At 72.8% G+C, this 25,787-nt stretch carries 21 protein-coding genes and 1 tRNA gene; 13 read left to right on the forward strand and 9 right to left on the reverse strand.

What is annotated here, in order from left to right; translation table 11 throughout:
• Positions 1-57 precede the first annotated feature (57 nt).
• The 3 genes from ACFYZY_RS09800 to ACFYZY_RS09810 all read left to right on the forward strand — a co-directional run bounded on the left by ACFYZY_RS09800 (position 58) and on the right by ACFYZY_RS09810 (position 3,006).
• Complete coding sequence (locus ACFYZY_RS09800; RefSeq protein ID WP_388691579.1) at positions 58-438, forward strand: VOC family protein; 381 nt, start codon at positions 58-60, stop codon at positions 436-438.
• Positions 439-502: 64 nt separating this feature from the next.
• Entirely contained in the window at positions 503-1,012 is a 510-nt protein-coding gene (locus ACFYZY_RS09805; RefSeq protein ID WP_388691582.1) for a pyridoxamine 5'-phosphate oxidase family protein, read from the forward strand.
• Positions 1,013-1,380: 368 nt separating this feature from the next.
• Complete coding sequence (locus ACFYZY_RS09810; protein ID WP_388691585.1) at positions 1,381-3,006, forward strand: DEAD/DEAH box helicase; 1,626 nt, start codon at positions 1,381-1,383, stop codon at positions 3,004-3,006.
• A gap of 340 nt (positions 3,007-3,346) precedes the next feature.
• On the opposite strand, the gene ACFYZY_RS09815 is transcribed toward ACFYZY_RS09810, so the two are convergent.
• A complete protein-coding gene (locus tag ACFYZY_RS09815; RefSeq protein WP_388691588.1) occupies positions 3,347-4,816 on the reverse strand; it encodes an ankyrin repeat domain-containing protein in 1,470 nt (489 codons plus the stop codon).
• A gap of 67 nt (positions 4,817-4,883) precedes the next feature.
• Positions 4,884-5,768 carry a hypothetical protein gene (locus ACFYZY_RS09820; RefSeq protein WP_388691591.1) on the reverse strand — a complete coding sequence of 295 codons (885 nt, stop codon included), beginning with the start codon at positions 5,766-5,768 and terminating at the stop codon, positions 4,884-4,886.
• 177 nt (positions 5,769-5,945) lie between these two features.
• Between ACFYZY_RS09820 and ACFYZY_RS09825 the strand changes: the two genes are divergently transcribed.
• On the forward strand, positions 5,946-6,713 hold the full coding sequence (locus ACFYZY_RS09825) for a S1 family peptidase (protein WP_388691954.1): 768 nt from the start codon (positions 5,946-5,948) through the stop codon (positions 6,711-6,713).
• 298 nt (positions 6,714-7,011) lie between these two features.
• Here the strand turns inward: ACFYZY_RS09825 and ACFYZY_RS09830 are convergent, their stop codons facing one another.
• Complete coding sequence (locus ACFYZY_RS09830) at positions 7,012-8,769, reverse strand: beta-galactosidase family protein (RefSeq protein WP_388691593.1); 1,758 nt, start codon at positions 8,767-8,769, stop codon at positions 7,012-7,014.
• 161 nt (positions 8,770-8,930) lie between these two features.
• Here ACFYZY_RS09830 and ACFYZY_RS09835 point away from each other — a divergent pair, with 161 nt between their 5' ends.
• From ACFYZY_RS09835 to ACFYZY_RS09865, 7 genes are all read left to right on the forward strand, one after another.
• Positions 8,931-9,818, forward strand: a complete 888-nt coding sequence (locus ACFYZY_RS09835) for a helix-turn-helix domain-containing protein (protein WP_388691595.1) — start codon at positions 8,931-8,933, stop codon at positions 9,816-9,818.
• Between the two features lie 11 nt (positions 9,819-9,829).
• Positions 9,830-10,222, forward strand: a complete 393-nt coding sequence (locus ACFYZY_RS09840) for a chorismate mutase (RefSeq protein WP_388691598.1) — start codon at positions 9,830-9,832, stop codon at positions 10,220-10,222.
• On the forward strand, positions 10,219-10,500 hold the full coding sequence (locus tag ACFYZY_RS09845; protein ID WP_388691599.1) for a hypothetical protein: 282 nt from the start codon (positions 10,219-10,221) through the stop codon (positions 10,498-10,500). The genes ACFYZY_RS09840 and ACFYZY_RS09845 overlap by 4 nt, the downstream gene beginning before the upstream one ends.
• A complete protein-coding gene (locus ACFYZY_RS09850; RefSeq protein ID WP_388691602.1) occupies positions 10,500-11,486 on the forward strand; it encodes an asparaginase in 987 nt (328 codons plus the stop codon). Before ACFYZY_RS09845 ends, ACFYZY_RS09850 begins: the two co-directional genes overlap by 1 nt.
• 64 nt (positions 11,487-11,550) lie before the next feature.
• Positions 11,551-14,037 carry an aminopeptidase N gene (pepN, locus tag ACFYZY_RS09855; RefSeq protein WP_388691604.1) on the forward strand — a complete coding sequence of 829 codons (2,487 nt, stop codon included), beginning with the start codon at positions 11,551-11,553 and terminating at the stop codon, positions 14,035-14,037.
• A gap of 122 nt (positions 14,038-14,159) precedes the next feature.
• Positions 14,160-15,545: a pyridoxal phosphate-dependent decarboxylase family protein gene (locus ACFYZY_RS09860; protein ID WP_388691605.1), complete on the forward strand. Its 1,386-nt coding sequence runs from the start codon at positions 14,160-14,162 to the stop codon at positions 15,543-15,545.
• A complete protein-coding gene (locus ACFYZY_RS09865; protein ID WP_388691608.1) occupies positions 15,542-17,002 on the forward strand; it encodes a lysine N(6)-hydroxylase/L-ornithine N(5)-oxygenase family protein in 1,461 nt (486 codons plus the stop codon). Before ACFYZY_RS09860 ends, ACFYZY_RS09865 begins: the two co-directional genes overlap by 4 nt.
• A gap of 5 nt (positions 17,003-17,007) precedes the next feature.
• Here ACFYZY_RS09865 and ACFYZY_RS09870 read toward each other — a convergent pair whose 3' ends face one another.
• On the reverse strand, positions 17,008-18,810 hold the full coding sequence (locus ACFYZY_RS09870) for a 5'-nucleotidase C-terminal domain-containing protein (protein WP_388691610.1): 1,803 nt from the start codon (positions 18,808-18,810) through the stop codon (positions 17,008-17,010).
• Between the two features lie 307 nt (positions 18,811-19,117).
• Here ACFYZY_RS09870 and pyk point away from each other — a divergent pair, with 307 nt between their 5' ends.
• Positions 19,118-20,545 carry a pyruvate kinase gene (gene pyk, locus ACFYZY_RS09875; RefSeq protein ID WP_388691613.1) on the forward strand — a complete coding sequence of 476 codons (1,428 nt, stop codon included), beginning with the start codon at positions 19,118-19,120 and terminating at the stop codon, positions 20,543-20,545.
• An 18-nt stretch (positions 20,546-20,563) separates the two neighbouring features.
• On the opposite strand, the gene ACFYZY_RS09880 is transcribed toward pyk, so the two are convergent.
• Both ACFYZY_RS09880 and ACFYZY_RS09885 read right to left on the reverse strand, forming a co-directional pair.
• Positions 20,564-21,352 (reverse strand): helix-turn-helix domain-containing protein, encoded by a 789-nt coding sequence (locus ACFYZY_RS09880; RefSeq protein ID WP_388691616.1) that lies wholly within the window; start codon positions 21,350-21,352, stop codon positions 20,564-20,566.
• Between the two features lie 80 nt (positions 21,353-21,432).
• Positions 21,433-21,519 (reverse strand) — tRNA-Leu (locus tag ACFYZY_RS09885).
• Positions 21,520-21,612: 93 nt separating this feature from the next.
• Here ACFYZY_RS09885 and ACFYZY_RS09890 point away from each other — a divergent pair.
• Positions 21,613-22,266 carry an ANTAR domain-containing response regulator gene (locus ACFYZY_RS09890; RefSeq protein WP_388691618.1) on the forward strand — a complete coding sequence of 218 codons (654 nt, stop codon included), beginning with the start codon at positions 21,613-21,615 and terminating at the stop codon, positions 22,264-22,266.
• Between the two features lie 90 nt (positions 22,267-22,356).
• Here ACFYZY_RS09890 and ACFYZY_RS09895 read toward each other — a convergent pair whose 3' ends face one another.
• The 3 genes from ACFYZY_RS09895 to ACFYZY_RS09905 are packed head-to-tail and all read right to left on the reverse strand — an operon-like array spanning position 22,357 to position 25,782.
• A complete protein-coding gene (locus tag ACFYZY_RS09895; RefSeq protein ID WP_388691620.1) occupies positions 22,357-23,073 on the reverse strand; it encodes an ABC transporter ATP-binding protein in 717 nt (238 codons plus the stop codon).
• Positions 23,070-24,044: an ABC transporter ATP-binding protein gene (locus ACFYZY_RS09900; RefSeq protein WP_388691623.1), complete on the reverse strand. Its 975-nt coding sequence runs from the start codon at positions 24,042-24,044 to the stop codon at positions 23,070-23,072. Before ACFYZY_RS09900 ends, ACFYZY_RS09895 begins: the two co-directional genes overlap by 4 nt.
• A gap of 4 nt (positions 24,045-24,048) precedes the next feature.
• Positions 24,049-25,782, reverse strand: a complete 1,734-nt coding sequence (locus ACFYZY_RS09905; protein ID WP_388691625.1) for a branched-chain amino acid ABC transporter permease — start codon at positions 25,780-25,782, stop codon at positions 24,049-24,051.
• Positions 25,783-25,787: the final 5 nt, after the last annotated feature.

The raw sequence follows: 25,787 nt of genomic DNA on the forward strand, positions 1-25,787 counted from the left end.
TGACGCCCGGTGGTTATGGAGTGGCGCCCGACCGCACCCGGCGGCGATCCTGGGCCCATGACATCTCTCGTACGCCACGTGACCTTCGACTGCGCCGACCCCTACGCCCTCGCCTCCTTCTGGGCGGAGGTCCTCGGCGCCGAGGTCTCCGACGAGGACGCGCCCGGTGACGACGAGGTCCTCGTCGAATCGCCCGGCGCCGGGCTCCTCTTCATCCGGGTCCCCGAGCCGAAGGCGGTGAAGAACCGCGTCCACCTCGACGTCCAGCCGCAGGACCGCACCCGCGACGAGGAGGTCGAACGGCTCCTCGGCCTCGGCGCCGCCCTCCTCGACGACCGCCGGAACCCCGACGGCACCGGCTGGGCCACCCTGGGGGACCCCGAGGGCAACGAGTTCTGCGTCGAGCGCAGCCGGGCGGAGCGCACCGCCGCCTCCTGACCCGTCGCGACGCGGCCCGGCAAACCGGACAGAAGGTGTCGGGTATCCGGTGTTCCCTGGAACCATGGGAGACACCACGACCACCTGGCCGGCCTTCGAGGCCGCCGCACCCGCACTCGCCGCGACCGTGCGCGAACGCTTCGGCCTGCACACCCACCACGTCCTCGCCACCGTGCGGAAGGACGGCTCGCCCCGCCTCAGCGGCATCGAGGCGGACTTCCGCGACGGCGAACTGTGGCTCGGCATGATGCCGAACTCCCGCAAGGCGCTCGACCTGCGCCGCGACCCCCGGTTCGCCCTCCTCGCCAACCCCGGACCCGGCACCGACATGGCCGGCGGGGACGTCCGGATCTCCGGGCGGGCAGTCGAGATCACCGACCCCGGAGCGCTGGAGCGGTACGCGGCGGCGGCGGGGGCGCCCCTGCCGTTCCACCTCTTCCGGGTGGAGCCGGCCGAGGTCGTGCGGACCCGGGTGGAGGGCGAGGAGATCGTCCTCCGCTGCTGGACGCCGGGACGCTCCGCGTGGACGGTCCGGCGCGGCAACGACGACGCCCCGCCCCGCGAGGAGGGGTGAGCGGCCGGGCCCGGACCCCGGCGGCTGTGAGGTCGCCCACGTCCGGACCGGTCCGCCCGGCCCCGTCCGGCGCCCCCGCCCGGCGCTGTCCGTCCGGCGCTGTCCGTCCGGGCGCCGGACGGACACCGGACGGCGGGGCGGGAAGGTTCCGGGGCGCACTATTGTTCCGGTAGAGACGACCGGAGCCCGCACCGCGTGCTCCGCCGCAGGACCGGGGCCGCACCGCGTGCCCCGGTGATGGACAGCCGGAGCCCGCACCGCGTGCTCCGGACAAGAGCAGCCGGGGCCCGCATCGCGCAGGTGCGGGCCCCCGCTGCGCCGCGCACCGGCCAGAAGGGCACGGCGGCGCACCGGCCAGAAAGGCACGAATGACCCGCTCCGAGCGCCCCCACAAGCGCGGCCCCCGTCCCGACCGGGCGAAGTCCGCGGCACAGCCGAAGGCCGCCCGCGGCGGCCGCCGCCCCGCCACGCCCCCGCCGCCCAGCGAGTTCACGCCGCCGGCGACCGTGACGCCCGCGCTGCCCGCCGTGGCCTCCTTCGCCGACCTCGACATGCCCGAGGCCCTGCTGCGGGTCCTCGGCGAACAGGGCGTCACGGAGCCGTTCCCGATCCAGGCCGCGACCCTGCCGAACTCGCTGGCCGGCCGCGACGTGCTCGGCCGGGGACGTACCGGCTCCGGCAAGACCCTCGCCTTCGGCCTCGCCCTGCTCGCCCGCACCGCGGGCCGCCGCGCCGAGCCGACCGCGCCCCTCGCCCTGGTCCTGGTGCCCACGCGCGAACTCGCCCAGCAGGTGACCGACGCCCTCACCCCGTACGCCGGGGCCCTGCGGCTGAGGATCACCACGGTCGTCGGCGGCATGTCGATCTCCCGGCAGTCCTCCGCGCTGCGGCGCGGCGCCGAGGTGCTGATCGCCACCCCGGGCCGGCTCGCCGACCTCATCGACCGGGGCGACTGCCGCCTCGACCAGGTCGCCGTCACCGTCCTGGACGAGGCCGACCAGATGGCCGACATGGGCTTCCTGCCGCAGGTCACCAAGCTCCTGAAGCAGGTCGAGCCCGGCGGGCAGCGCCTGCTGTTCTCCGCCACCCTCGACCGGAACATCGACAAGCTGGTCAAGATGTTCCTGGACGACCCGGTCGTGCACTCGGTCGACCCCTCGGCCGGCGCGGTGACCACCATGGAGCACCACGTCCTGTACGTGATGGACGAGACCGACAAGAAGGCCGTCACGCTGCGGATCGCGGCCCGCGACGGCCGGACGATCCTCTTCCTGGACACCAAGCGGTCCGTGGACCGGCTGGTCAAGCGGCTCCTCGCCAACGGCGTGCGGGCCTCCGGACTGCACGGCGGGCGTTCGCAGCCACAGCGCAACCGGACCCTGGACCAGTTCAAGAGCGGCCAGGTCACCACGCTCGTCGCGACGAACGTGGCCGCGCGCGGCATCCACGTGGACGACCTCGACATGGTCGTGAACGTCGATCCGCCGATGGACCACAAGGACTACCTGCACCGCGGCGGCCGCACCGCCCGCGCCGGCGAGTCCGGAAGCGTCTTCACCCTGGTCCTGCCCGAGCAGAAGCGCGACATGGGCCGGCTGATGTCCAACGCGGGCATCAGCCCCCGCACGGCGCAGATCAAGTCCAGCGACGAGGAGCTGGCCGAGCTGACCGGCGCCCGGGAGCCCTCGGGCGTCCCGATCGTCATCGAGGTCCCGCAGCCGACCCCGGCGCGCAAGCCGGCCGGGTCCCGGAGCGGCGGCGGCACCGGCGGCGGTCGCCGCCGTCGCCCGGCCTCCGGCGGCACCGGCACCGGCGGCACCTCCACGGGCTCGGCGCGCGGTTCCGCCTCGGCGGGCGGCGCGGGGCGCGGCACCGGCGCGGGCCGGGGCACCGGTTCCGGCCGCGCGTCGGCCTCCGGCGCCGGTCGCGGCGGGCGTCCGACGGCCGGGACGGGCCGCCCGCGCGGCTCCCGGCCGAGGCCGACCGACACGTAACCCCGGGAACCAGGGAACCCGGGAACGGGGGAGTACGGGGCAGGGGCCCGGACCCGGCCCCGCACGCGGGCGGCGCCGTGACACGGCGCCGCCCGCGCTCCGTCGTACGGGGCCCCTCGGCGTGGCCCGCTCCGTCGTACGGGGCCCCTCGGCGTGGCCCGCTCCGTCGTACGGGGCCCCTCGGCGCGGCCCGCTCCGTCGTACGGGACCCGTCGGCGCGGCCCGCTCCGCGCGTACGGGTTCCTCGCGCGGCGCGCCCGTCCTCGGCCGCGCGGGCCTCTCGCGCGGCCCGCCCGTCCTCCGGGGCGCGCCCCTCGCCTCCGCCGCGCGACCCCGTCCGTCAGCCGCGGCGCGGGGTCGTCCACTCCAGACGGGTCCTGACCCGGGGGTCCCGGACGTGTTCGAGGGCGGCGAGCGCCGTCTCGCGCGCCGCGCCGTCCGCCTCGCCGTCGGCGAGGATCGACGCGAGCGCGTCGACGGCGCGCGGGTCCTGCCGGATCGCGAGCCCGCGCGCCGCCTCCGCCGCCGTCTCCGGGTCGGGATCGGCGAGCCGCTCCGCGAGCCCCTCCCGTACGAGCGGGGTGTCGTCGGGCAGTTCGGCGAGCGCGAGCGTCGCCCAGTCCCGCACCCGGGCGTCACCGTCCCGGCTCAGCGCGAGCAGCACCCCCAGGGCCTCGACGTGCCCGGCCGGCACGATCCCGGCGAGGGCGCTCGCGACGGCCCGCCGCACCACCGGGTCGGGATGCCCGGCGGCCGCGAGCAGCTCGGGCACGCCCGCCGGGTCCGCGCACTCCCCGAGCGCCGTCACCACCGAGAGGGCGGGCTCCCGCGCCGGGCCCGCGGACTCCGCCGCCAGGCGCCCGAGGACCGGCAGGGCGCTCTGCGCGAACCCCGGCAGGGCGCCCAGCACCCGCGCGCCGAGCGCCCGCCGCCGCGGGTCGCGGTAGGCGCACCAGCCGGCCGCCGCCACGAAGGTCTCCTCGTCGGCCCGGCGCACCAGCTCGGCCACCGCCGTCGTCCAGTCGTCGATTTCGGTGTCGCCCCGCCGCAGCGCCCGGCCCGCCAGCTCCTCGGCGGAGACGCGCAGGCCGAGCGAGGACTCCAGGAGCGTGGCGATCGCCGCGTGCCCCGTCTGGCGGTCGTCGCCGCGCCCCGGCGCGCCGTCCTCCCGCAGCAGCTCCACCACGACCGTGATCCCGCCGTCCTCCCGGACCCGGCGGACGACCGCCTCGTACGTCTGCCCGCCCTCGTTCCCCGCGACGAGCCCGCGCCGCAGCTCGGCCGCGATGTCGGCGCCGATCCACCGCCGCGCCTCCCGCAGCGCGGCTTCCCTGCCCCCGGCACCGTGGTCGAGGAGCGCCCGCACGCAGCCGGTGGAGCCGCGCCGGGCGGCGGCGAGGAGCGGGTCGAGCCCGTCGGGGCCGCGCCGGTCGGGGTCGGCGCCGTGCTCCAGGAGGAGCCGCGCGACGTCGGCGTATCCGAGCCGCAGGGCCCAGGCCAGGGCCGTGAAGCCGTACGCCTCCTCCTGGTCCGCCTCCGCGCCCGCCGCGAGCAGCGCCCGCGCCGTGTCGGCGTGTCCGCCGCAGGCCGCCCCGCACAGCGGCAGGTCGCCGTCCTCCTCGCCGCTGCCCCGGCCGGGGTCCGCCCCGGCGGCGAGCAGCACCCGCACGATCCCGGCCTCGCCGCCGACGGCCGCCCGGTACAGGGCGGTCTCCCCGTCCTCCCGTTCCTCGGGGTCGGCCCCGTCCCGCAGGGCCCGTACGGCCCCGTCCTCGTCCCCGGCCCGGATCGCGTCGAACAACGTACTCATGCGCCGACCCTGACTCCCCGTCGGCACATGGCGCAAATCGCTCGGCGGCGCGCGGGCGGCGGAGGGGTCAGGCCGCGCACTCCAGGACCGTGCCGCACACCCCGCACCGGGCCCGCACCGCGCGCCCGGCCGGGACCCGCAGGCGCTGCCGGCAGACGGGGCAGCGGAAGGAGACGCCGGTCGCCGGGGCCCCGCCCCCGAAGGCGTACGGGGCGCCCTCGGCGGCCCTGCCCCGGCGCCGCTCCCTGCCGTACCGGCGGCGCTCGGCCCAGCCCGCCCCGGCGAGCGGCGGCGCCGTCCGCTCCCGGGCGGCCTCGGCCCGTCCCCGCAGCCACGCCTCGTACGCCACCGCGCCGGTGAACCACGGCGAGGGGTCCTCGCCGAACACCTCGGCCCGTTTGGCCAGGACGTAGCCGAACTCCTCCGGGGTCAGGTAGCCGAGCTTCTGGAACTCGACGCCGTCCTCGCGGTACGCGTCGAGCAGCAGCCACCCCGCGCCCAGGTAGGCGGCGGCCACGTCGGTGAGGATCTCGTTCTCGGCGGTGGAGGGGAAGCGGAGGCCGAGCCGGTGCAGCAGGACGTGGGTGATCTCGTGGGCGAGGACCGCGCCGACGTCCCCGCGCCGGGTCCGGAAGCGGTCGTGTATCTCCACGGAGTACTCGGGCCCGGAGGTCAGTTCGACGGTGCCGGCGTACTCCATCGGCCGGAAGGACGTCACGATGCGGGCCTCGGGCAGCCGCAGGTGCCGGACGAGGGCGCGGGCCACCCGCCGGGTGCCCGGGTGCAGGTCCTCGTCGGCGCCCAGGGCCACGTCGGAGGCCGGGACGCTCACCGGGTACCGGTGCACGCCGGCGGGGGAGAGGCGGCGGTAGAGCGCGGTGAGCGAGGCCCCGATCACGGCCCGGTGCGGGAAGCCGTGGACGACACGGTCGGCCTCGTGACGGTGCGGCATGCCGGTTCCCCCCTCCTGTCCACTGTACGGTCCCTTCATCGGAACTGGCCGAAAAGGCTTCCTTGTGACGTCAGTTGACCGCTGTTCATAATGCGGACCACGCCTTGACGGGCGCATGTCATGAACCGTCAGGGTCGACCCCCCACGAGAGAAGGCAGACACGTGAAGCAGAACAGAATGGTCCGCACGCTCCAGAAGCTGGCCGCGGCCGGCGCCGTCGTCCTCGCCGCCGTCAGCCTCCAGCCCACCACCGCCTCCGCCGCCCCCACCCCCGTCGTCGGCGGCACCCGCGCCGCCCAGGGCGAGTTCCCCTGGATGGTCAGGCTCTCCATGGGCTGCGGCGGCTCGCTGATCAGCCCCCAGATCGTCCTCACCGCCGCCCACTGCGTGAGCGGCTCCGGCAACAACACCGGCATCACCGCCACCGCCGGAGTCGTGGACCTCCAGAGCGGCAGCGCCATCAAGGTCAGGTCCACCAAGGTCCTCCAGGCCCCCGGCTACAACGGCAAGGGCAAGGACTGGGCCCTGATCAAGCTCGCCAGCCCCATCACCTCGCTGCCCAACCTGCAGATCGCCGAGACCACCGCCTACAACACCGGCACCTTCACCATCGCCGGCTGGGGCGCCGCCCGCGAGGGCGGAGCGCAGCAGCGCTACCTCCTCAAGGCGACCGTCCCGTTCGTCTCCGACGCCTCCTGCCAGGCCTCCTACGGCAGCGACCTCGTCCCCGCCGAGGAGATCTGCGCCGGTTACACCCAGGGCGGCACCGACACCTGCCAGGGCGACTCCGGCGGCCCCATGTTCCGCCGGGACAACGCCGGAGCCTGGATCCAGGTCGGCATCGTGAGCTGGGGCGAGGGCTGTGCCCGGGCCGGCTACCCCGGCGTCTACACCGAGGTCTCGACCTTCGCCGCCGCGATCAAGTCCGCCGCCGCCACGCTGTAGCGGCTCCCACGAACGGGTACTCCGGAACACCCCGGCTCCGGAACACCCCTCCCGTGCGCCGGACCGGTGTGGGCCGGCCCGGCGCACACCGCTCCGGGCCCCGGCCCGGCGGGAGCGGGCGGGTACGTACGAGCGGGGACACCGCGACCGGCCCGCCGCCCGCGACCGTCGCACGCCGGGGCTGCCGCACGCCGCCACCGTCGCACACCGCGACTGCCGCACACCGTCACCGCCGCACGCCGCGACCGTCACCGCCGCACGCCGCGACCGTCACCGCCACACACCGCGACCGTCCCGGTCACACCGGCTCCAGCCACACCCCCGCCCCCACCCCGCCCTCGAGGGCCAGGACCCACACCTCGTTCGCGCCCTCCCGCAGCACCGGACCCGGCACGAAGAGCGCCTCCTGCGGACCGGCCGACCAGTAACGGCCCAGGCAGAAACCGTTCACCCACGCGAAGCCCCGGCCCGACCCCGGCAACCGCAGCACCGCGTCCCCCGCGCCCGCCACCTCCAGCGTCCCCCGGTGCAGCCCCGGGCCGCCGTGGTCCGCGCCCGGCTCGAACGGCACCCCGTCCACCCCCGCCCCGAAGGCGTCCAGACGCAGCCCCCGCGCCCGTACCCCGTGCAGGTACTGCCGCTCGTGCCGCACCCCGCCGGTGATCCCCTTCGGCTCCCCGAGCCGGGGCCCGTAGTTCACCCGGCCCAGCGACTCCACCCACAGGTCCACCACCGCCGGACCCGCCACCGGCTCCGCCAGCGCCACGTCCTCCCCGTCACCCGTGTCCAGGACCCCCGCCGGGACCCCGTCGACGTACACCACCGCCCGGTCCCGCAGCCCCGTCACCCCCAGCGGATACGGCTCCCGGGGCCCCGGCACCGCCACCCGGTAGCGCACCAGCCCCCGGTCCACGCCCAGCTCCTCGAAGGTCGGCGGCACGGGCGCCACCGCCTCCGCGTCCCCCAGCGCCTCCAGGACCCCGTCCAGCGAGGCCCACCCGTCGAAACTGCCCCGCACCGGCCCCGCCAGCCGGGCCGGCGGCTCCGGAACCTCCGGCAGCGGCCCCTCCGCGTACTCCGCGAACACCTCCCGGAAACGCCAGTACTTCTCCGTGGGCCGCCCCGCCTCGTCCACCGGCGCGTCGTAGTCGTACGACGTCACGGTCGGCCGCAACGGTCCGTCGTGCAGGAAACCGTCCCGGTTCGCCCCCGCCCAGCCCGCGAAGTTCGTCCCCCCGTGCGCCATGTACACGTTGACCGAACCGCCGCACTCCAGGATCTCCCGCAGCGCCGCCGCCGCGTCCCCCGCGTCCCGCACCGCGTGCTTCGTACCCCAGTGGTCGAACCAGCCGCACCAGAACTCCGTGCACATCAGCGGCCCGCGCGGCTGGTGTCGCCGCAGCACCCCGAAACCCTCGCGCGCGCCCGAACCGAAGTTCACCGTCGCGAGCACCCCCGGCACCGAACCGCCCGTCAGCATGTGGTCCTCCGGGCCGTCCGAGGTGAACAGCGGCACGCTCACCCCGCACTCCCGCAGCAGCTCCGCCAGCCACTCCAGGTAGTCCCGGTCGCTGCCGTAGCTCCCGTACTCGTTCTCCACCTGCACCAGGACCACCGGCCCGCCCCGGTCGACCTGCCGCTCCACCACCTGCGGCAGCAGCCGCCGGAACCAGGACTCCACCGGCGCCAGGAACTCCGGGTCCCGGGTCCGCACCCGCCGCCCGAGCGGACCCGTCAGCCAGTGCGGCAGACCGCCGTTCTCCCACTCGGCGCAGATGTACGGACCGGGGCGCACGACCGCCCACATCCCGGCCCGCCCCACCGCGTCCAGGAACCGGCCCAGCTCCTCCACGTCCCCGTACCGGCCGGGCTCCGGCGCGTACAGGTTCCACGGGACGTACGTCTCCACGCAGTTGAGCCCCATCGCGCGCAGCATCCCGAGCCGGTGCTCCCACTGGGCCTCGTGCACCCGGAAGTAGTGCAGCGCCCCCGAGAGCAGCCGCACCGGCCGCCCGTCGAGCAGAAAGTCCTCGTCACCCACAGCGAACGTGCTCATGGCCTTACCCTCACTCCCTGGCGGCGCGTCGGTCCATGGACAAAGATCGTCGCGGTTTGGACGTTAGGCCCGGACGGCGGACCGCAACCGCACGGGCCGAGGAAGACGGCCCACCGGCGCGACGCAACCGGACCGACGGGCCACGGAAGGAACCACCCGGCATGTACCACACCTGGATGCGCTACTTCACGCCCAGCCCCGTCCACCACCGCCTCGGCCTCGTCTGCCTCGGCGTCGGCCTCCAGCACGGCACCCTGCCCACCGTCGGACCCCGCACCCTCGACCACCACGTCGCCGTCGTCGTCTCCGCGGGCGGCGGCTGGTACCGGGGCCCCGACGGGCGGCGCACCACCGTCACCGCCCCGGCCCTGATCTGGCTCACCCCCCACACCCCCCACCACTACGGCGCCGACCCCGGCACCGGCTGGGACGAGGCGTTCGTCGACTTCTCCGGCCCCGCCACCACCACGTACACCGAACTCGGCTACATCGAACCCGACCGGCCCGTCGTCCCCCTCTCCGACGCCGCCCCCGCCCGCGCCGCCATCGGCCGCATCGCCCGCGCCGCCCGCCCCGGCAACCCCCTCCTGGAGGTGGAGGCCGGCGCCGCCGTCCACGAACTCCTCGTCGCCCTGCGCCGCGCCCGCGCCGACACCAACGCCGACGGCGACCCCGTCCTCACCGCCCTCGCCCGCGACGCCTTCCAGCCCCTCTCCGTCGCCGAACACGCCGCCCGGCACGGCATGACCCCCGCCGAACTGCGCACCGCCGTCCGCCGCGCCGCCGGCTGCAGCCCCAAGGACTACCTGCTCACCGTCCGCCTCGGCCGCGCCAAGGAACTCCTCGCCGCCACCGAACTGCCCGTCGCCGCCGTCGCCCGGCGCGTCGGCTACGACGACGCCGCCTACTTCTCCCGGCTCTTCACCCGCCGGGTCGGCACCGCCCCGATCCGCTTCCGCGAGCAGCAGGGGCGGTCCGTGCCCGGCGGCTGGAGCACCAGCGTTCCGGATGCCGAACACCCGCCGACGATCCTCCCGCGATCCGTCTAAGCTCGCAGGTCATGAGCGACTCCACCCCGGCCCCGGCCACCGACGAGACCGCGCCCGCCGACGAGACCGCGCGCCCCGCCGGGACCACGCCCGCGCCCGCCGCCCGGCCCGACGAGGCCGTACGGGCCGAACTGACCCGGCTGCGCGAGAGCATCGACAACATCGACGCGGCGGTCGTCCACATGCTCGCCGAACGCTTCAAGTGCACCCAGCAGGTCGGCGTCCTCAAGGCCGAACACCACCTGCCGCCCGCCGACCCCGCCCGCGAGGCCCGCCAGATCGCCCGGCTGCGCCAGCTCGCCGAGAACGCGAAACTGGACCCCGCCTTCGCGGAGAAGCTCCTGAACTTCATCATCGCCGAGGTCATCCGCCACCACGAGACGATCGCGGACGGAACCCGGTGACGCCCCGCACCCCGGACCCCGGCCCGGCGCACGGCGGAACGCGGTCCGGCCCCGCCGACGCCTCCCGCCCCGCGTACGGCAGGACCACGTACGGCCCCGCCGACACCTCCCGCCCCGCGCACGGCAGGACCACGTACGGCCCCGCCGACACCTCCCGCCCCGCGCACGGCAGGACCACGTACGGCCCCGCCGACGCCTCCCGCCCCGCGTACGGCGGAACCGCGCCCGGCCCCGCCCGCACCCCCCACCCCGCCCCGACCCCGGACGAAGCCCCCTGATGCCCCCCGTCACCGTCTTCACCCTCGGCGGCACCATCTCCGCACGCGGCGCGGACGCCGCCCGCATGACCGGCCGGGAAGTCCTGGACGCGCTCGGCGCCCCCCGGGACACCGTCCTCCGCGACTTCCGCCGCGTCCCCAGCTCCTCCCTCACCCACGCCGACCTCGCGGACCTCGCCGCCGAGGTCCGCGCCACCGTCGCCGCCGGCTCCGGCGCCGTCGTCGTCCAGGGCACCGACACCCTGGAGGAGACCGCCTTCCTCCTCGACCTGCTCTGCACCACCGAACGGCCCGTCGTCGTCACCGGCGCCATGCGCCGCCCCGACCTGCCCGGAGCCGACGGCCCCGCCAACCTCGCCGCCGCGCTCGCCGTCGCCACCGACCCCGCCTGCCGGAACCTCGGCGTCCTCGTCGTCCTCGCCGACGAGATCCACGCCGCCCGCCACGCCCGCAAGACCCACACCACCTCGCTCACCACCTTCGCCTCACCCGGCGCCGGCCCGCTCGGCACCGTCGTCGAGGGCGAACCCCGCATCCTGCTCCGCCCCGCCGCCCCCACCACCCCCCACCTCCTGGCGCTCGACCCCGACGTACGGGTGGCCCTGGTGACCCTCTCCCTGGGCGACCGCGGCGAACTCCTCGAAGCCGTCGACCACCGCTTCCAGGGCCTCGTCGTCGCCGCCCTCGGCGCCGGACACGTCCCCGCCCCCCTCGCCGAACCCCTCGCCCGGATCGCCGCACGCGTCCCGGTCGTCCTCGCCTCCCGCACCGGAAGCGGAACGACCCTCACCCACACCTACCGCGGCCCCGGCTCCGAACACGACCTGCTGCGCCGCGGACTGATCCCGGCCGGCCCCCTCGACCCCGCCAAGGCACGCATCCTGCTCCACGCCCTGATCTCCGCCGGAGCCACGGGCCCGGCCGGCTACGACCGCCCCCGCATCACCGCCGCCTTCACCCGCCTGAACGGCTCCGGACCCCTCTGAGCCCCGGCAAGGTTCTCCCCCTCACCCCTGCCCGGCGCCCCGGGCATCGGGCAGCATAGGGCCCATGTCCGTACTGACGCGCGACGAAGCGCAGACCCGTGCCCAGCTCCTCGACGTCCACCACTACCGCGTGGACCTCGACCTCACCACCGGCGCCGAGACCTTCGAGTCCACCAGCACCGTCCGGTTCACCGCCCGCGCCGCCGGGAACACCTTCGTCGAGCTCAAGCCCGTCACCCTGCACTCCGCCACCCTCGACGGAGAACCCCTCGACCCCACCGCCCTCGACGACAACCGGCTCCCCCTGGACCTCACCGAGGGCGAACACGAACTGCGCCTCACCGCCACCATGCGCTACTCCCGCACGGGCGAGGGCATGCACCGCTTCACGGACCCCACCGACGGCGAGTCCTACGTCTACACCCAGCTCTTCATGGAAGACGTCCAGCGCGTCTTCGCCGCCTTCGACCAGCCCGACCTCAAAGCCGTCTTCGAGATCACCGTCACCGCCCCCGACCACTGGACCGTCCTCTCCAACGGCATCACCGCACAACAGCCCGACGGCACCTGGAAAGCCGCCCCCACCCCCCTGCTCTCCACCTACTTCGTCTGCGTCGCCGCCGGCCCCTGGCACTCCGTCCGCACCGAACACGCCGGACTCCCCTTCGCCCTCCACTGCCGCCGCTCCCTCGCCCCCCACCTCGACGCCGACGCCGACGAGATCCTCGCCGTCACCAGGGCCTGCTACGACCGCTACCACGAGAAGTTCGACGAGCCCTACCCCTTCGACTCCTACGACCAGGCGTTCGTCCCCGAGTTCAACGCCGGCGCCATGGAGAACCCCGGCCTCGTCACCTTCCGCGACGAATTCGTCTTCCGCTCCGCCGTCACCGTCACCGAACGCCAGACCCGCGCCATGGTCATCGCCCACGAGATGGCCCACATGTGGTTCGGCGACCTCGTCACCCTGCGCTGGTGGGACGACATCTGGCTGAACGAGTCCTTCGCCGAGTACATGGGCTACCAGACCGTCAACGAAGCCTGCTCCGACCTCTTCCCCGACACCTGGATCGACTTCGGCGTCACCCGCAAGGCATGGGGATACGAAGCCGACCAGCGGCCCTCCACCCACCCCGTCGCCCCCGACCCCGAAGCCGTCCCCGACACCGCCTCCGCCCTCCTCAACTTCGACGGCATCTCCTACGCCAAGGGCGCCTCCGCCCTCCGCCAGCTCGTCACCTGGCTCGGCGAGGACGACTTCCTCGCCGGCATCAACATCCACTTCAAGCGCCACAAGTTCGGCAACGCCACCCTCGCCGACTTCCTCGACAACCTCGCCGCCGCCACCGACCGCGACGTCCACGCCTGGGCCGCACAATGGCTCCGCACCACCGGCGTCGACACCCTCACCCCCCGCCTCGACGGCGAAGGACTCCACTGGAACCTCACCGTCGACCGCGACGGCAGCCGCCCCCACCGCATCTCCGCCGGCCTCTACGACCGCGACCCCTCCGGCGACCTCGTCCCGCGCGAACACCGCGCACTCGACGTCCCCCAGGACACCCCCGCCGCACTCACCGGCCCCCGCCCCGCCCTCGTCGTCCTCAACGACGGCGACCTCACCTACACCAAACTCCGCTTCGACGACACCTCCGCCGAATCCGCCCTGCGCGGCCTCTCCCGCATCCCCGACCCCCTCACCCGCGCCGTCGTCTGGAACGCCCTGCGCGACATGGTCCGCGACGGCGACCTCGCCCCCGCCGACTACCTCGACGTCGCCCTCGCCCACCTCACCGAAGAAACCGAACTCGCCGTCGTCCAAGGCGTCCTCGCCTTCGCCCGCACCCAGATCGCCGACCGCTACGTCCCCGCCGACGCACGCCCCGCCGCCCTCGCCACCCTCTGCGAGATCGCCCGCGCCCTCCTCCGCCGCACCGAGGACGGCGAAGCCCCCGGACTGCGCCTCACCGCCGTCCGCGCCTCCATCGACAGCGCCACCACCCCCGACAAGATCGCCGCCTGGCTCGACGAGGGCACCGTCCACGGCGGCCCCGAACTCGACCCCGAACTGCGCTGGCGCATCCTCGCCCGGCTCGCCGTCCTCGGCGCCACCGACGAGACCACGATCGCCGCCGAACTGGCCCACGACCCCAGCGCCACCGGCCAGGAAGGCGCCGCCCGCTGCCGCGCCGCCCTGCCCGACCCCGAGGCCAAGGCGACCGCCTGGTCCGCCCTCTTCGACTCCGACGACCTCTCCAACTACCTCTTCACCGCCACCGCCCAGGGCTTCTGGCAGCCCGAACACGCCGACCTCGTCAGCGCGTACGTCCCCCGCTTCTACGAAGCCGCCGTCGCCCTCGGCGACCGCCGGGGCCCCGCCATGGCCGAAGCCGCCGGCCGCCACGCCTTCCCCGCGTACGCGATCGACGCCGACTCCCTGGCCCTCGGTGAACGCCACCTGGCCGACACCCCCATGATCCCGGCCCTCCACCGCAAGCTCGTCGACCAGCTCGACGACCTCCGCCGCGCCCTGCGCGTCCGCAACGCCTGAACCCGGAACGGTGACCGAGGGGGACACACCTCCCCCTCGGCCACCACCCCACGTCCCCCGTTCGGGTCACACCACCCCCGCTCACCGGACACACCGCCCCACCCCCCGCCACGCTGTCGTCCATGCGTGCCGCACCCCCACCCCTCGCCGGAGGCGCCCCCGGCGCCGACGCCCTGCGGCCCCTCCTGGCCGCCGTCCTCGACGCCCTGCGCACCGGAGCGGAAGAACGGAACGGGCCCCTGCCCGCCGGAGGACCCGAGACCGTCACCCGCCGCACCGCGAAACTCGGAACCGTCCTCCCGGAGACCGGCACCGGCCCCCACGAAGCCCTGCGCACCCTCGTCCACACCCTCGCCGCAGGCGCCGCCGACCCCGCACACCCCCTCTGCGCCGCCCACCTCCACACCCCGCCGCTCGCCCTCGCCGCCGCCGCCGACCTGGCCGCCTCCGCGCTCAACCCCTCCATGGACTCCTGGGACCAGGCACCCGCCGCCTCCGCCCTCGAAGCCCTCGTCACCGCCGCCCTCGCCGCCGAGATCCACCCCACCGCCGACCACCCCGACGCCCTCGTCACCACCGGCGGCACCGAGTCCAACCAACTCGCCCTCCTCCTCGCCAGGGAACGGCACACCGCCAGAGGCCCCCTCCGCACCGTCGTCGGCGCCAACGCCCACCACTCCTTCCACCGCGCCGCCTGGCTCCTCGGCCTCCCCGCCCCCGTCACCGTCCCCACCCCACGCGGCACCCTCGACCCCGCCGCCCTGCACACGGCCCTGACCACCACCCCCGGCCCCCACCTCGTCGCCGCCACCGCCGGCACCACCGACCAGGGCCTCATCGACCCCCTGCCCCGACTCGCCGACATCTGCGCGGCCCACGGCGCCGACCTCCACGTCGACGCCGCCTACGGCGGCCCCGTCCTCTTCAGCCCCACCCACCGCCGACTCCTCGACGGCCTCGACCGGGCCCGCACCGTCACCCTCGACCTGCACAAACTCGGCTGGCAACCCGCCGCCGCCGGACTCCTCGCCGTCCGCGACACCACCGACCTCACCCCCCTCGCCCACACCGCCGACTACCTCAACGCCGACGACGACACCGACGCCGGCCTCCCCGACCTCCTCGGCCGCTCCCCCCGCACCACCCGCCGCCCCGACGTCCTCAAGACCGCCGTCACCCTCCGCGCCCTCGGCCGCACCGGACTCGGCGCCCTCGTCGACACCTGCATGGACCTCGCCCAGGACCTCGCCGACCGGGTGGAAAAGGCCCCCGGCCTCGACCTGCACGCCCGCCCCACCCTCACCACCGTCCTCCTCCGCCCCCACGGAGCCGACGACACCACCGTCGCCACGATCCGCCGCACCCTCCTCACCGAAGGCCGCGCGGTCCTCGGCCGGGCCAGGGCCGACGGCCGCCTCTGGCTCAAAGCCACCCTCCTCAACCCCCACACCACCCCCGACGACCTGGACCAGCTCATCACCCTCGTGGAAGGCGACACCCCCCGATGACCGGCACCACCCCCCAGCACCCCACCGACCGGCCCCACGACCGGCAGCCCACCCCCCGGCCCCACGACCCCGACCGGCCCCACGACCTCGTCGGCATCGGCATCGGCCCCTTCAACCTCTCCCTCGCCGCCCTCGCCCACGGCGTCCCCGGCGGCCTCGCCACCGCCTTCTACGAACAACGACCCGCCTTCCACTGGCACCCCGGACTCCTCCTCGACGGAGCCACCCTCCAAGTCCCCTTCCTCGCCGACCTCGTCACCCTCGCCGACCCCACCAGCCCCTGGACCTTCCTCAACTACCTCAAAACCCGCGAACGCCTCTTCCCCTTCTACTTCGCCGAGAAGTTCCACATCCAACGCGCCGAATACGACGCCTACTGCCGCTGGGCCAGCGAACACATCCCCGGCCTCCACTTCGGCCACCAGGTCGACTCGATCCGCTGGAACCCCGAACGCCACCTCTTCGAAGTCGACTACACCCAACTCGGCCCCGACGGCGAAGCCGAAGCCCTCGGCCGCACCCGCACCCGCAACGTCGTCCTCGGCATCGGCACCGAACCGTACGTCCCCGAACCCCTCCGCCCCCTCGCCCAGGCCCCCGGCGTCCCCGTCATCCACTCCGCCGACTACCTCACCCACCGCGAGACCCTCCTCGCCGCCGGCCACATCACCGTCATCGGCTCAGGACAGTCCGGCGCCGAAGTCTTCCTCGACCTCCTCCGCGCCCGCCCCGCCGGCGCCGAAGGAATCCACTGGCTCACCCGCACCGAGGCGTTCGCCCCCATGGAGTACTCCAAACTCGGCCTCGAACACTTCACCCCCGACTACACCCACTACTTCCACCACCTCCCCGAAGCCGCACGCGACGACCTCCTGCCCCGCCAGTGGCAACTCCACAAAGGCATCGACACCGACACCATCACCGCCATCCACGACGAGCTCTACCGCCGCACCCTCCACGGCGGCTGGCCCGACGCCGTCCTCACCCCCGGCGTCCGCGTCCGCACCGCCGGCCGCGTCGCCGCCACCCGCGTCGAACTCCACCTCGAACACCTCCGGCAAGCCACCCGCACCCGGCTCACCACCGACGCCGTCGTCCTCGCCACCGGCTACCGCGAACGCCCCGCCGACCACCTGCTCACCGGCCTCGCCCCCCTCCTGCGACGCGACTCCGCAGGCCGCCCCCGCATCGACCAGCACTACCGACTCGCCCTCGACCCCTCCGTCACCGGCTCCGTCCACGTCCAGAACGCCGAACGCCACACCCACGGCGTCGGCGCCCCCGACCTCGGCCTGGCCGCCTGGCGCAGCGCCACCATCCTCAACGCCCTCACCGGCAAGAACCCCTACCCCCTGCCCCACCGCACCGCCTTCACCACCTTCGGCCTCCACGAACGAAGGACGCCGGACATCCCGGCCCAGAGCCGGAAGCCGACGCCCCTCGGACATCACACCTGAACCCCTCAGAACACCGGGACACCGTCCCGCGTCAGCCTCCAGCCCACCGACGCGAACAGAGCCGGATCCACCGTCCCCCGCGCCCGCACCCACTGGATGATCGTGTTGCGGATCTCGTCCGAATCCGCCCACACCTGCGGCGCACCCGCCACATGCGGAAACGCACCGCCACCGCTCGCCCGGTAGTTGTTCACCGCCAGGACGAACCTCGCCGCCGGGTCGAGCGGCCTCCCCTCGAACGCCAGACCCACGATCCGCGAACCCACCGGCTTCGCGATGTCGATCTCGTACGTCAGACCCGACACCGCGTCGTAGTTGTAATCCGGCGTGCCCTCCGCGTTCGTCAGCTTCGCCGTGTCCACCGGAGCACCCGCCGGAGTCAGCGCGTAGTACTTCGCCGAGAACTCCAGATAATCCTTCAACTGGGCACCCGTCAGCACCCGCGCCTCCAGCGTGTTCTCGAAGGGATACAGCCCCGCCGCGTCCTTGATCGTGATCTCACCCGCCGGAATCCGCGCCGTACGCGAGAAACAGGAAGCCTGCGACAGCACCGGCAGCCCCGCGTACGCGCCACCCGCCAGAGCCGCCCGCACCGTCTCCGTCTGCACCACATTGATCAGATCGATGATCGGCTCGTCCTTCCACGGCGCGTCGGCCGTGGACATGGCCGTCGTGGACGTCCCGATCACCTGGTTGACATACGCGACCACCTTCCGGTGCTCGTCCGCCAGCAGCCCCGTGATCCTCGGGTCCTCCTCCACCACATTGGAGTTCAGAACCCGCGCACCCACCTTCTCCACCGACCAGCGACCCTTCTCCCACACCAGGTCGAAGTCGAACAGGGTCAGCCGCTGCCCCCACTTCAACGGCTCCGACAGCACCACGTCCCGGCCGGTCTCCCGATTCCTCACCCGGTACTCGGGAATCTCACTGTGCGCGTGACCGACGAGGATCGCGTCGATGCCCGGCACCTGCTCGGCGACCAGCCCGGCCGCGTTCTCGACGTACGGCAACTGATCACCGTACGACGACGTACCACTCGAACCGGAATGCGCCGACACCACCACCACGTCCGCACCCATCGAACGCAGCTTCGGCACCCACTTCGCCGCCTGCTCCTCCAGACCCGGGAACACCATCTTCCCGCCGACGTTCGCCTTGTCCCAGATCGCGATGCCCGGATTGGTCAGCCCCAGCACGGCCACCCGCACGTCCCGCCCGTGCGGAGTGCGCAACCGGTGCATGCTGTACGGAGCGAACGCCGGCCGCAACGTCTTCGCGTCCAGCGCGTTGGCACCGAGCAGCGGGAAGTCGCACTGCTCCTCGAACTTCCGCAGCACCGGAATGCCGTAATTGAACTCGTGATTGCCGAGAGCGGCCGCGTCGTACCCGATGGCGTTCATCGCCTGCGCCATCGGATGCACCGGACCCCGACGCGCGGTGATCGGATCGACCTTGGCGTAGTAGTACGACAACTGGGTGCCCTGAATCGTGTCACCGGCGTCGATGAGAAGGGTGTTGCCCCGCCCCTTCTCCTCCCGCACCCGGTCCACCAGGGTCGAGATCTTGGCCAGACCGACGTCGTTGTGCGCCTTGTCGTCGAACTCCCGGTCCGTGAAGTAGTCCCAGTTGAAGACGTTCCCGTGCAGATCGGTGGTCCCCATCACGGTGAAGGAGTACCGCCTGGCCGGCCGGGGGCGAGGCCCGCCCCCATGGGCCTCTGCGGGAACGGCGACCCCGGCGGCGAGAGCGGTCCCGGCCCCGACGGCCACGGAGCCCTCCAGGAACGTCCGGCGGTTCAACGGCATGTGCTTCTCCTCGGTTCAATGGCGTCGTCTCAGGCGCACAACGCGCGTAGATTCTGACCCAGGAGACACCCCGGCAACAGGTCTTCCGGGTCACGGAGTGGAAAAGCGTCCGATGTGCGGCGACCCCCCCGCCCCCGCGACCGACAGCCGCACAGCACCGCGACCGGCCACCCGAAGACACCCGAACCGCTCATCGGAGCAACCCGCCGCACAGATTCAATACTTGTCAACCCCCCTTCACCAAAAGGTGGTTGGGAGGCCACGCCACACGAAGCCACTACCCACCGGTAAGCCCTAGGCTCGACCCATGCGCCGAGCCAAAATCGTCTGCACCCTTGGGCCCGCCACCGAAACGTACGACCAGATCAAAGCGCTGATCGAAGCCGGAATGGACGTGGCCCGCCTCAACCTCAGCCACGGCGGCCACACCGAACACGAAGAACGCTACCGACGCGTCCGCAAAGCCTCCGACGAAACCGGCCACAGCGTCGGCGTCCTCGCCGACCTTCAAGGCCCGAAGATCCGCCTCGGCCGCTTCCGCGAAGGCCCCGTACTCCTTGAACGCGGCGACCCCTTCACCCTCACCGTCGAACCCGTCGAAGGCGACCGCCACACCTGCGGAACCACCTACACCGGACTCGCCGACGACGTCACCACCGGCGAACGCATCCTCGTCGACGACGGCCGCGTCACCCTCGAAGTCACCTCCGTCGACGGCCCCCGCGTCCACACCCGCGTCGTCGAAGGAGGCATGGTCTCCGACCACAAGGGCCTCAACCTCCCCGGCGTCGCCGTCTCCGTCCCCGCCCTCTCCGACAAGGACATCGACGACCTCCGCTGGGCCCTGCGCACCGGCGTCGACGTCATCGCCCTCTCCTTCGTCCGCAGCGCCCGCGACATCGAGGACGTCCACCGCGTCATGGACGAGGAAGGCCGCCGCCTCCCCGTCATCGCCAAGATCGAGAAACCCCAGGCCGTCGAGAACATCGAGGAGATCGTCGCCGCCTTCGACGGCATCATGGTCGCCCGCGGCGACCTCGGCGTCGAAATGCCCCTCGAACACGTCCCGATCGTCCAGAAACGCGCCATCAAACTCGCCAAGCGCAACGCCAAACCGGTCATCGTCGCCACCCAGATGCTCGACTCCATGATCGAGAACTCCCGCCCCACCCGCGCCGAGGCGTCCGACGTCGCCAACGCCGTCATCGACGGCACCGACGCCGTCATGCTCTCCGGAGAGACCAGCGTCGGCCGCCACCCCGTCGAAACCGTCCGCACCATGAGCCGCATCGTCCGGGCCGCCGAGAAGGACGTCCTCGCCAAGGGCCTCCCCCCGCTCACCGAACGCAGCAAACCCCGCACCCAGGGCGGCGCCGTCGCCCGCGCCGCCGCCGAGATGGGCGACTTCCTCGGCGCCAAGTACCTCGTCGCCTTCACCCAGTCCGGCGACACCGTCAAACGCCTCTCCCGCTACCGCTCCCCGATCCCCCTCCTCGCCTTCACCCCCGACCCCGCCACCCGCTCCCAGCTCAACCTCACCTGGGGCGTCGAGACCTTCCTCGGCCCGCACGTCGACTCCACGGACGCGATGGTCGCCCAGGTCGACGAGGAACTGCTCCGGATCGGCCGCTGCGCGAAGGGCGACATCGTGGTCATCACGGCCGGCTCCCCGCCGGGCGTCGCGGGCTCGACCAACCTGGTCCGGGTCCACCACATCGGCGAGGCGCTGTCCTAGCCGGTGCGATGCCCGGTGTCAGTGCTTGGGCCCCACGTGCAGGTCCATGAGCGCGACGGACGCCTTGCGGGCGACGGAGACGTTGTACGGGTCGGTGCCGCGATGGGTGGTCGTCCATTCGACACCGACCCGGTCGAGGGCGTCACCGAACAGCTTCCGGATGTCGTCGGACTTGTTGGTGAAGAAGTACCGGGGGTACTCGTACCGCTTGCGTTCGCCGCCGACGAGACGGGTGGTCCAGTTAGTGATCCGGCAACCGTCGGAGTGGATGAGGCCCCGGATGAACTCCCACGGGTGCGCGTCGACGATCGCCTGCTGCCACGGTTCGAGGGCGATGCGCCGCTCGTGCTTCCTTCCGGGCCCGTGCTGAGGGAAGAGGCAGGCGAGATGCAACGAGTACACCTTGATGTTGTGGCAGCCGTTCCTGCGGACGCGGCATGTGGCGTTGTCCGGGAACACCCGGCGCATGGCGGTCTCGGCGTCATCCTGCACCCCCGGCCACGTGTCGTCGAGGGTGATCATGAGGTTCGGTACGCGGTGTCCTGAATACCGGCTGATGTGTCCGTCGCCGAGATACAGCCCGAGGAGGTACGCGTATGCCTTTTCGTTCAGCTCGCGTCCGTCGCAGCGGGGGCATTGAGGGGCAGGACGCCCTGGGCACTCGTCGCGCTTCGCACGGTCCATGTGCTTCCAGTAACCGATGGTGCCCGACGGAACATCGAGCTTGCGTGCCACCTCCGCGTTCCTGGCGCCGTCCCGCAACATCGTGAGCGCCCGCTGTCGAACGGTCGTCCCGTGAAGATTCATGCGACGACTCTGCGTGACGGAACGTGCGTGCGCAGCGAAAAAGCGGACATTCACGCGAAGGTGAACATCCGCTTCAGAAGTGGTGCCGGGTGCGGGACTCGAACCCGCAAGCCCTCACGGGCAAATGTGTTTGAGACATTCGTGTATGCCGATTCCACCAACCCGGCAGGTTGCCTTCCGGAGTCTACCCGGTCACCGGTCCGGTCAGCAGCTGGGTAGGCTTCTTCGTGCAGCGCACTGCCCCGCAACGAGGAGCCCCCGTGACCGCCCCCGAGTCGCCCCAGCCCGTCGACGACGCCGACGCGTCGCACGTCCCGCCGCTGACGACCCGCGTCGTCATCGCAGAGGACGAGGCACTGATCCGCCTCGATCTCAAAGAGATGCTGGAGGAAGAGGGCTACACGGTCGTCGGCGAGGCCGGAGACGGCGCCCGGGCCGTCGAGCTGGCCCGCGAGCACCGGCCCGACCTCGTGATCCTCGACGTGAAGATGCCCGTCCTCGACGGCATCTCGGCCGCCGAGAAGATCGCCGGCGAGTCCATCGCCCCGGTCCTGATGCTCACCGCCTTCTCGCAGCGCGAGCTGGTCGAGCGGGCGCGGGACGCCGGTGCCATGGCGTACCTGGTGAAGCCCTTCAGCAAGAGCGACGTGGTGCCGGCCATCGAGATGGCGGTCTCCCGGTTCGCGGAGCTGCGGGCGCTGGAGAAGGAGGTCGCGGACCTCTCGCAGCGGCTGGAGACCCGGAAGCTGGTGGACCGTGCCAAGTCGGTCCTGCAGACGCAGTACGGGCTGACGGAGCCGGCCGCGTTCCGCTGGATCCAGAAGACGTCGATGGACCGCCGCATGTCGATGCAGCAGGTGGCGGAGGCGGTCATCGAGGACGCCGAGGAGAAGAAGGCGGCCAGGGGGCAGTAGCAGTAGCCCCGCCCGTACGTACGGCGGAAGGCCCGTCCCGCGGTGTGTTGCGGGGCGGGCCTTCCGTGTGGGTGGCCGGTGCCGGGAGGGTCAGTCCTCGCCGAGGTACGTCTTGCGGACGTCGTCGTTGACGAGGAGGTCCTGTCCGGTGCCGGACAGCTTGATCGTGCCGACCTCCAGGACGTAGGCGTGGTCCGCGAGGGAGAGGGCGGCCTGGGCGTTCTGCTCGATGAGCAGGATCGTCATGCCCTCGGCCTTGAGGGTGGCGATCGTTTCCATGATCTTCTGCATCATGATGGGGGAGAGGCCCATGGAGGGCTCGTCCAGCATGAGCAGCTTGGGCCGGGACATGAGGGCCCTGCCCATGGCGAGCATCTGCTGTTCTCCGCCGGAGAGGGTGCCGGCGGCCTGCTTGCGGCGTTCGCCCAGGATGGGGAAGAGGTCGTAGGACTTCCGGATGTCCTGTTCGATGCCGTCCTTGTCCTTGCGGAGGAAGGCGCCGAGGCGCAGGTTCTCCTCGATGGAGAGCCGGGGGAAGATGTGGCGTCCCTCGGGGGAGTGGGCGAGGCCGAGGGAGACGACCTTGTGGGCGGGGATGCCGCTGAGTTCCCGGCCGTCGAAGGCGATCCTGCCCGTGGTGGGCTTGATGAGGCCGGAGAGGGTGCGGAGCGTCGTGGTCTTGCCGGCGCCGTTGGTGCCGATCAGGGCGACGACCTGGCCGGCCTCGACGGAGAAGGAGATGCCCTTGACGGCCTCGATCTTGCCGTAGGCGACCCTGAGGTCCTCGACCTCCAGAAGCGCGGTCACTTGGAGTCTCCTTCGGTGGTGCTGTGCGCGTCGCCGGAGTCGGGCGCGGTTTCCGCGGCCGGGGTCTCCGCGGTGGCTCCGGGCTTCGCGTCCGGGGTGGCCGTGGCGTCCGGGGTGGCCGTCCGGTGGGAGTGGTCCTCGGCGGCCTGGACCTCGGCGGCCTCCTCGGCGCCGGGGGCTCCTTCGTAGGGGGTGCCGAGGTAGGCGGCGACGACGCGCTCGTCGCCCTGGACGACCTCGGAGGTGCCTTCGACGAGCTTTTCGCCCTGGACGAGGACGGCGACGCGGTCGCACAGGTTGAAGATGAACTTCATGTCGTGCTCGATGACGAGGACGGCGATGCCGAGGTCCCGGATGGCGAAGACGAGTTCTTCGGTGGTGCGGGTCTCGCTCTGGTTCATGCCGGCGGTCGGCTCGTCGAGCAGGAGGAGGCCGGGGTCGCTGGCGAGGGCGCGGGCGATCTCCAGTTTGCGCTGTTCGCCGTAGGGGAGGTTGCGGGCGAGGTGTTCGGACTTGTGGGCGAGGCCGACGAAGTCCAGGAGTTCCATGGCGCGTGCGCGGGAGGCGGCTTCGGCCTTCTTGAAGCCGGGGCCGCGCAGGAGGGCGGACCAGAGGCCCTCCTTGGTGCGGGTGTGGCGTCCGACGAGGACGTTCTCCAGGACGGTCATGTTGGAGAAGAGGCGGATGTTCTGGAAGGTGCGGGCGATGCCGGCCTGGGTGACCAGGTGGGGTTTCGGGGGGAGGACCGTGCCCTTGTAGCTGACTTGGCCCTCGGTGGGGACGTACAGGCCGGTGAGGCAGTTGAAGAAGGTGGTCTTGCCGGCGCCGTTGGGGCCGATGAGGCCGACGATCTCGCCTTCGCGGACGGTGAGGTTCACGTCGCGGACGGCGGTGAGGCCGCCGAAGCGCATGGTGACCCCGCTGGCGTCGAGGACGGTGGCGGTCGTGGCGGTGTTCTGGGTGGTGGTCATGGCGTCACGCCCCCGCCTTCGCCGTGCCGATGCCCGACTCCTCGGAGGGTCGTGGTTCGGGTACGGCGGGCTGTTCGTCGTTCTCGTGGAATTCGAGCTTCGCGCGCTTGTTGGCGATGAGGCCCTCGGGGCGGAAGCGCATGAGGAGGATGAGTGCGATGCCGAAGCCGAGGAGCTGGTAGTCCTGGAGGAACTGCAGCTTGGCCGGGATCAGGAAGAGGAGTGCGGAGCCGAGGATGGGGCCGCTGATGGTGCCCATGCCGCCGAGGATGACGGCGGCGAGGAGGAACGCGGAGTTCGGCGGTACGGGGCCGGCGAAGACGTAGTTCTCGGGGACGACCGTGGTGTTGACGTGGGCCTGGACGGTGCCGGCGAGGCCGGCGAGGGCGGCGCCGAGGGCGAAGGCGACCAGCTTGACGCGGAAGCCGTTGATGCCCATGGCGGTGGCGGCGGTCTCGTCCTCGCGGATGGCGACCCAGGCGCGGCCGATGCGGCTGTTGGCGGCGCGGGAGAAGACGATGACGACCAGGGCCATGACCAGGATCATCAGGAGGTAGTAGTTGGCGTAGGCGCCGAGTTCGATGCCGAGGACGGTGTGGGACTCGCCGAAGTTGTAGCCGAAGAACTCCAGCTGGGGGATGTTCGGGATGCCGTTGGGGCCGTTGGTGATCTGGGGGCCGGAGGTGCCGTCGAGGTTGCCCATGGCGATGCGGAAGATCTCTCCGAAGCCGAGGGTGACGATGGCGAGGTAGTCGCCGCGCAGGCGCAGGGTCGGGGCGCCGATGACGACGCCGAAGACCAGGGAGGCGGCCATGCCGGTGAGTGCGGCGGCCCAGAAGGGGAACTGGACGCCGAAGGCGGAGGAGGTGGCGCCGGAGACCAGGGCGGCGGTGTAGGCGCCGACGCCGAGGAAGGCGACGTAGCCGAGGTCGAGGAGTCCGGCGAGGCCGACGACGATGTTCAGGCCGAGGGCGACGGTCGCGAAGATGAGGATGTTGACCGCGATGAGGGTGTAGGTGTCGCCGCTCTGCTGGATGAAGGGGAAGGCGATCGCCGCGACGAGGCTGGCGGTGACGGTGACCTGGCGGTTCCGGGCGGTGATCGCGGAGATGCGGGCGACGAGTCCGGACTTGATCAGGGCGGTGGCGGCGAAGCCGGTGAGGATCAGGAAGGCGACGAAGAGCTGCGGTTCGGAGTCGTCGGTGTCGATGCCGAAGGTGACGACGAAGAGGCCGAGTGCGAAGACGGTGGCGATGACGAGGATCTCGGCCCAGGAGGGGAGTTCCTTGGCGGGTGCGGCCTTGCGGGTGTCGTCGGGCAGCTTGTGGGCGGCGATCGCGGGTACGGCGGAGGCGAGGACGGCGATGCCGGCTCCGGGCTCCAGGTCGACGAGGGCGCCGAGTTCCACGATGATCGCGAGCGCGGTGAAGAGGGTGGTGGCGAAGGTGCCGAGGGCCAGGATCCACGTGGCCTTGCGGGCGCCGTTGGGGGTGAGCCAGCCGAGGCCCTTGATGCCGAGCGCGGAGAGCGCGTGGGCGGCGGTGAGGACGGCTCCGACGAGGGTGAGGAGCTGGAGTTCGGCCGGGTAGCCGTAGACGGTGAGGTTGCCGGGGAAGGCGGTGGTCCACGTCCAGGCGAGGAAGGTGCTGGCGAGGGTGGCGAGGCTGCCGCCGACGACGGTCCACAGCAGTGCGGTGGACTTGGGTGCGGCGGGGTTCTTGGGCTGGTTTTCGGTCATGGTGC

The sequence above is a fragment of the Streptomyces sp. NPDC001744 genome, from assembly GCF_042892575.1.
In the GTDB taxonomy this organism is placed as follows: domain Bacteria; phylum Actinomycetota; class Actinomycetes; order Streptomycetales; family Streptomycetaceae; genus Streptomyces.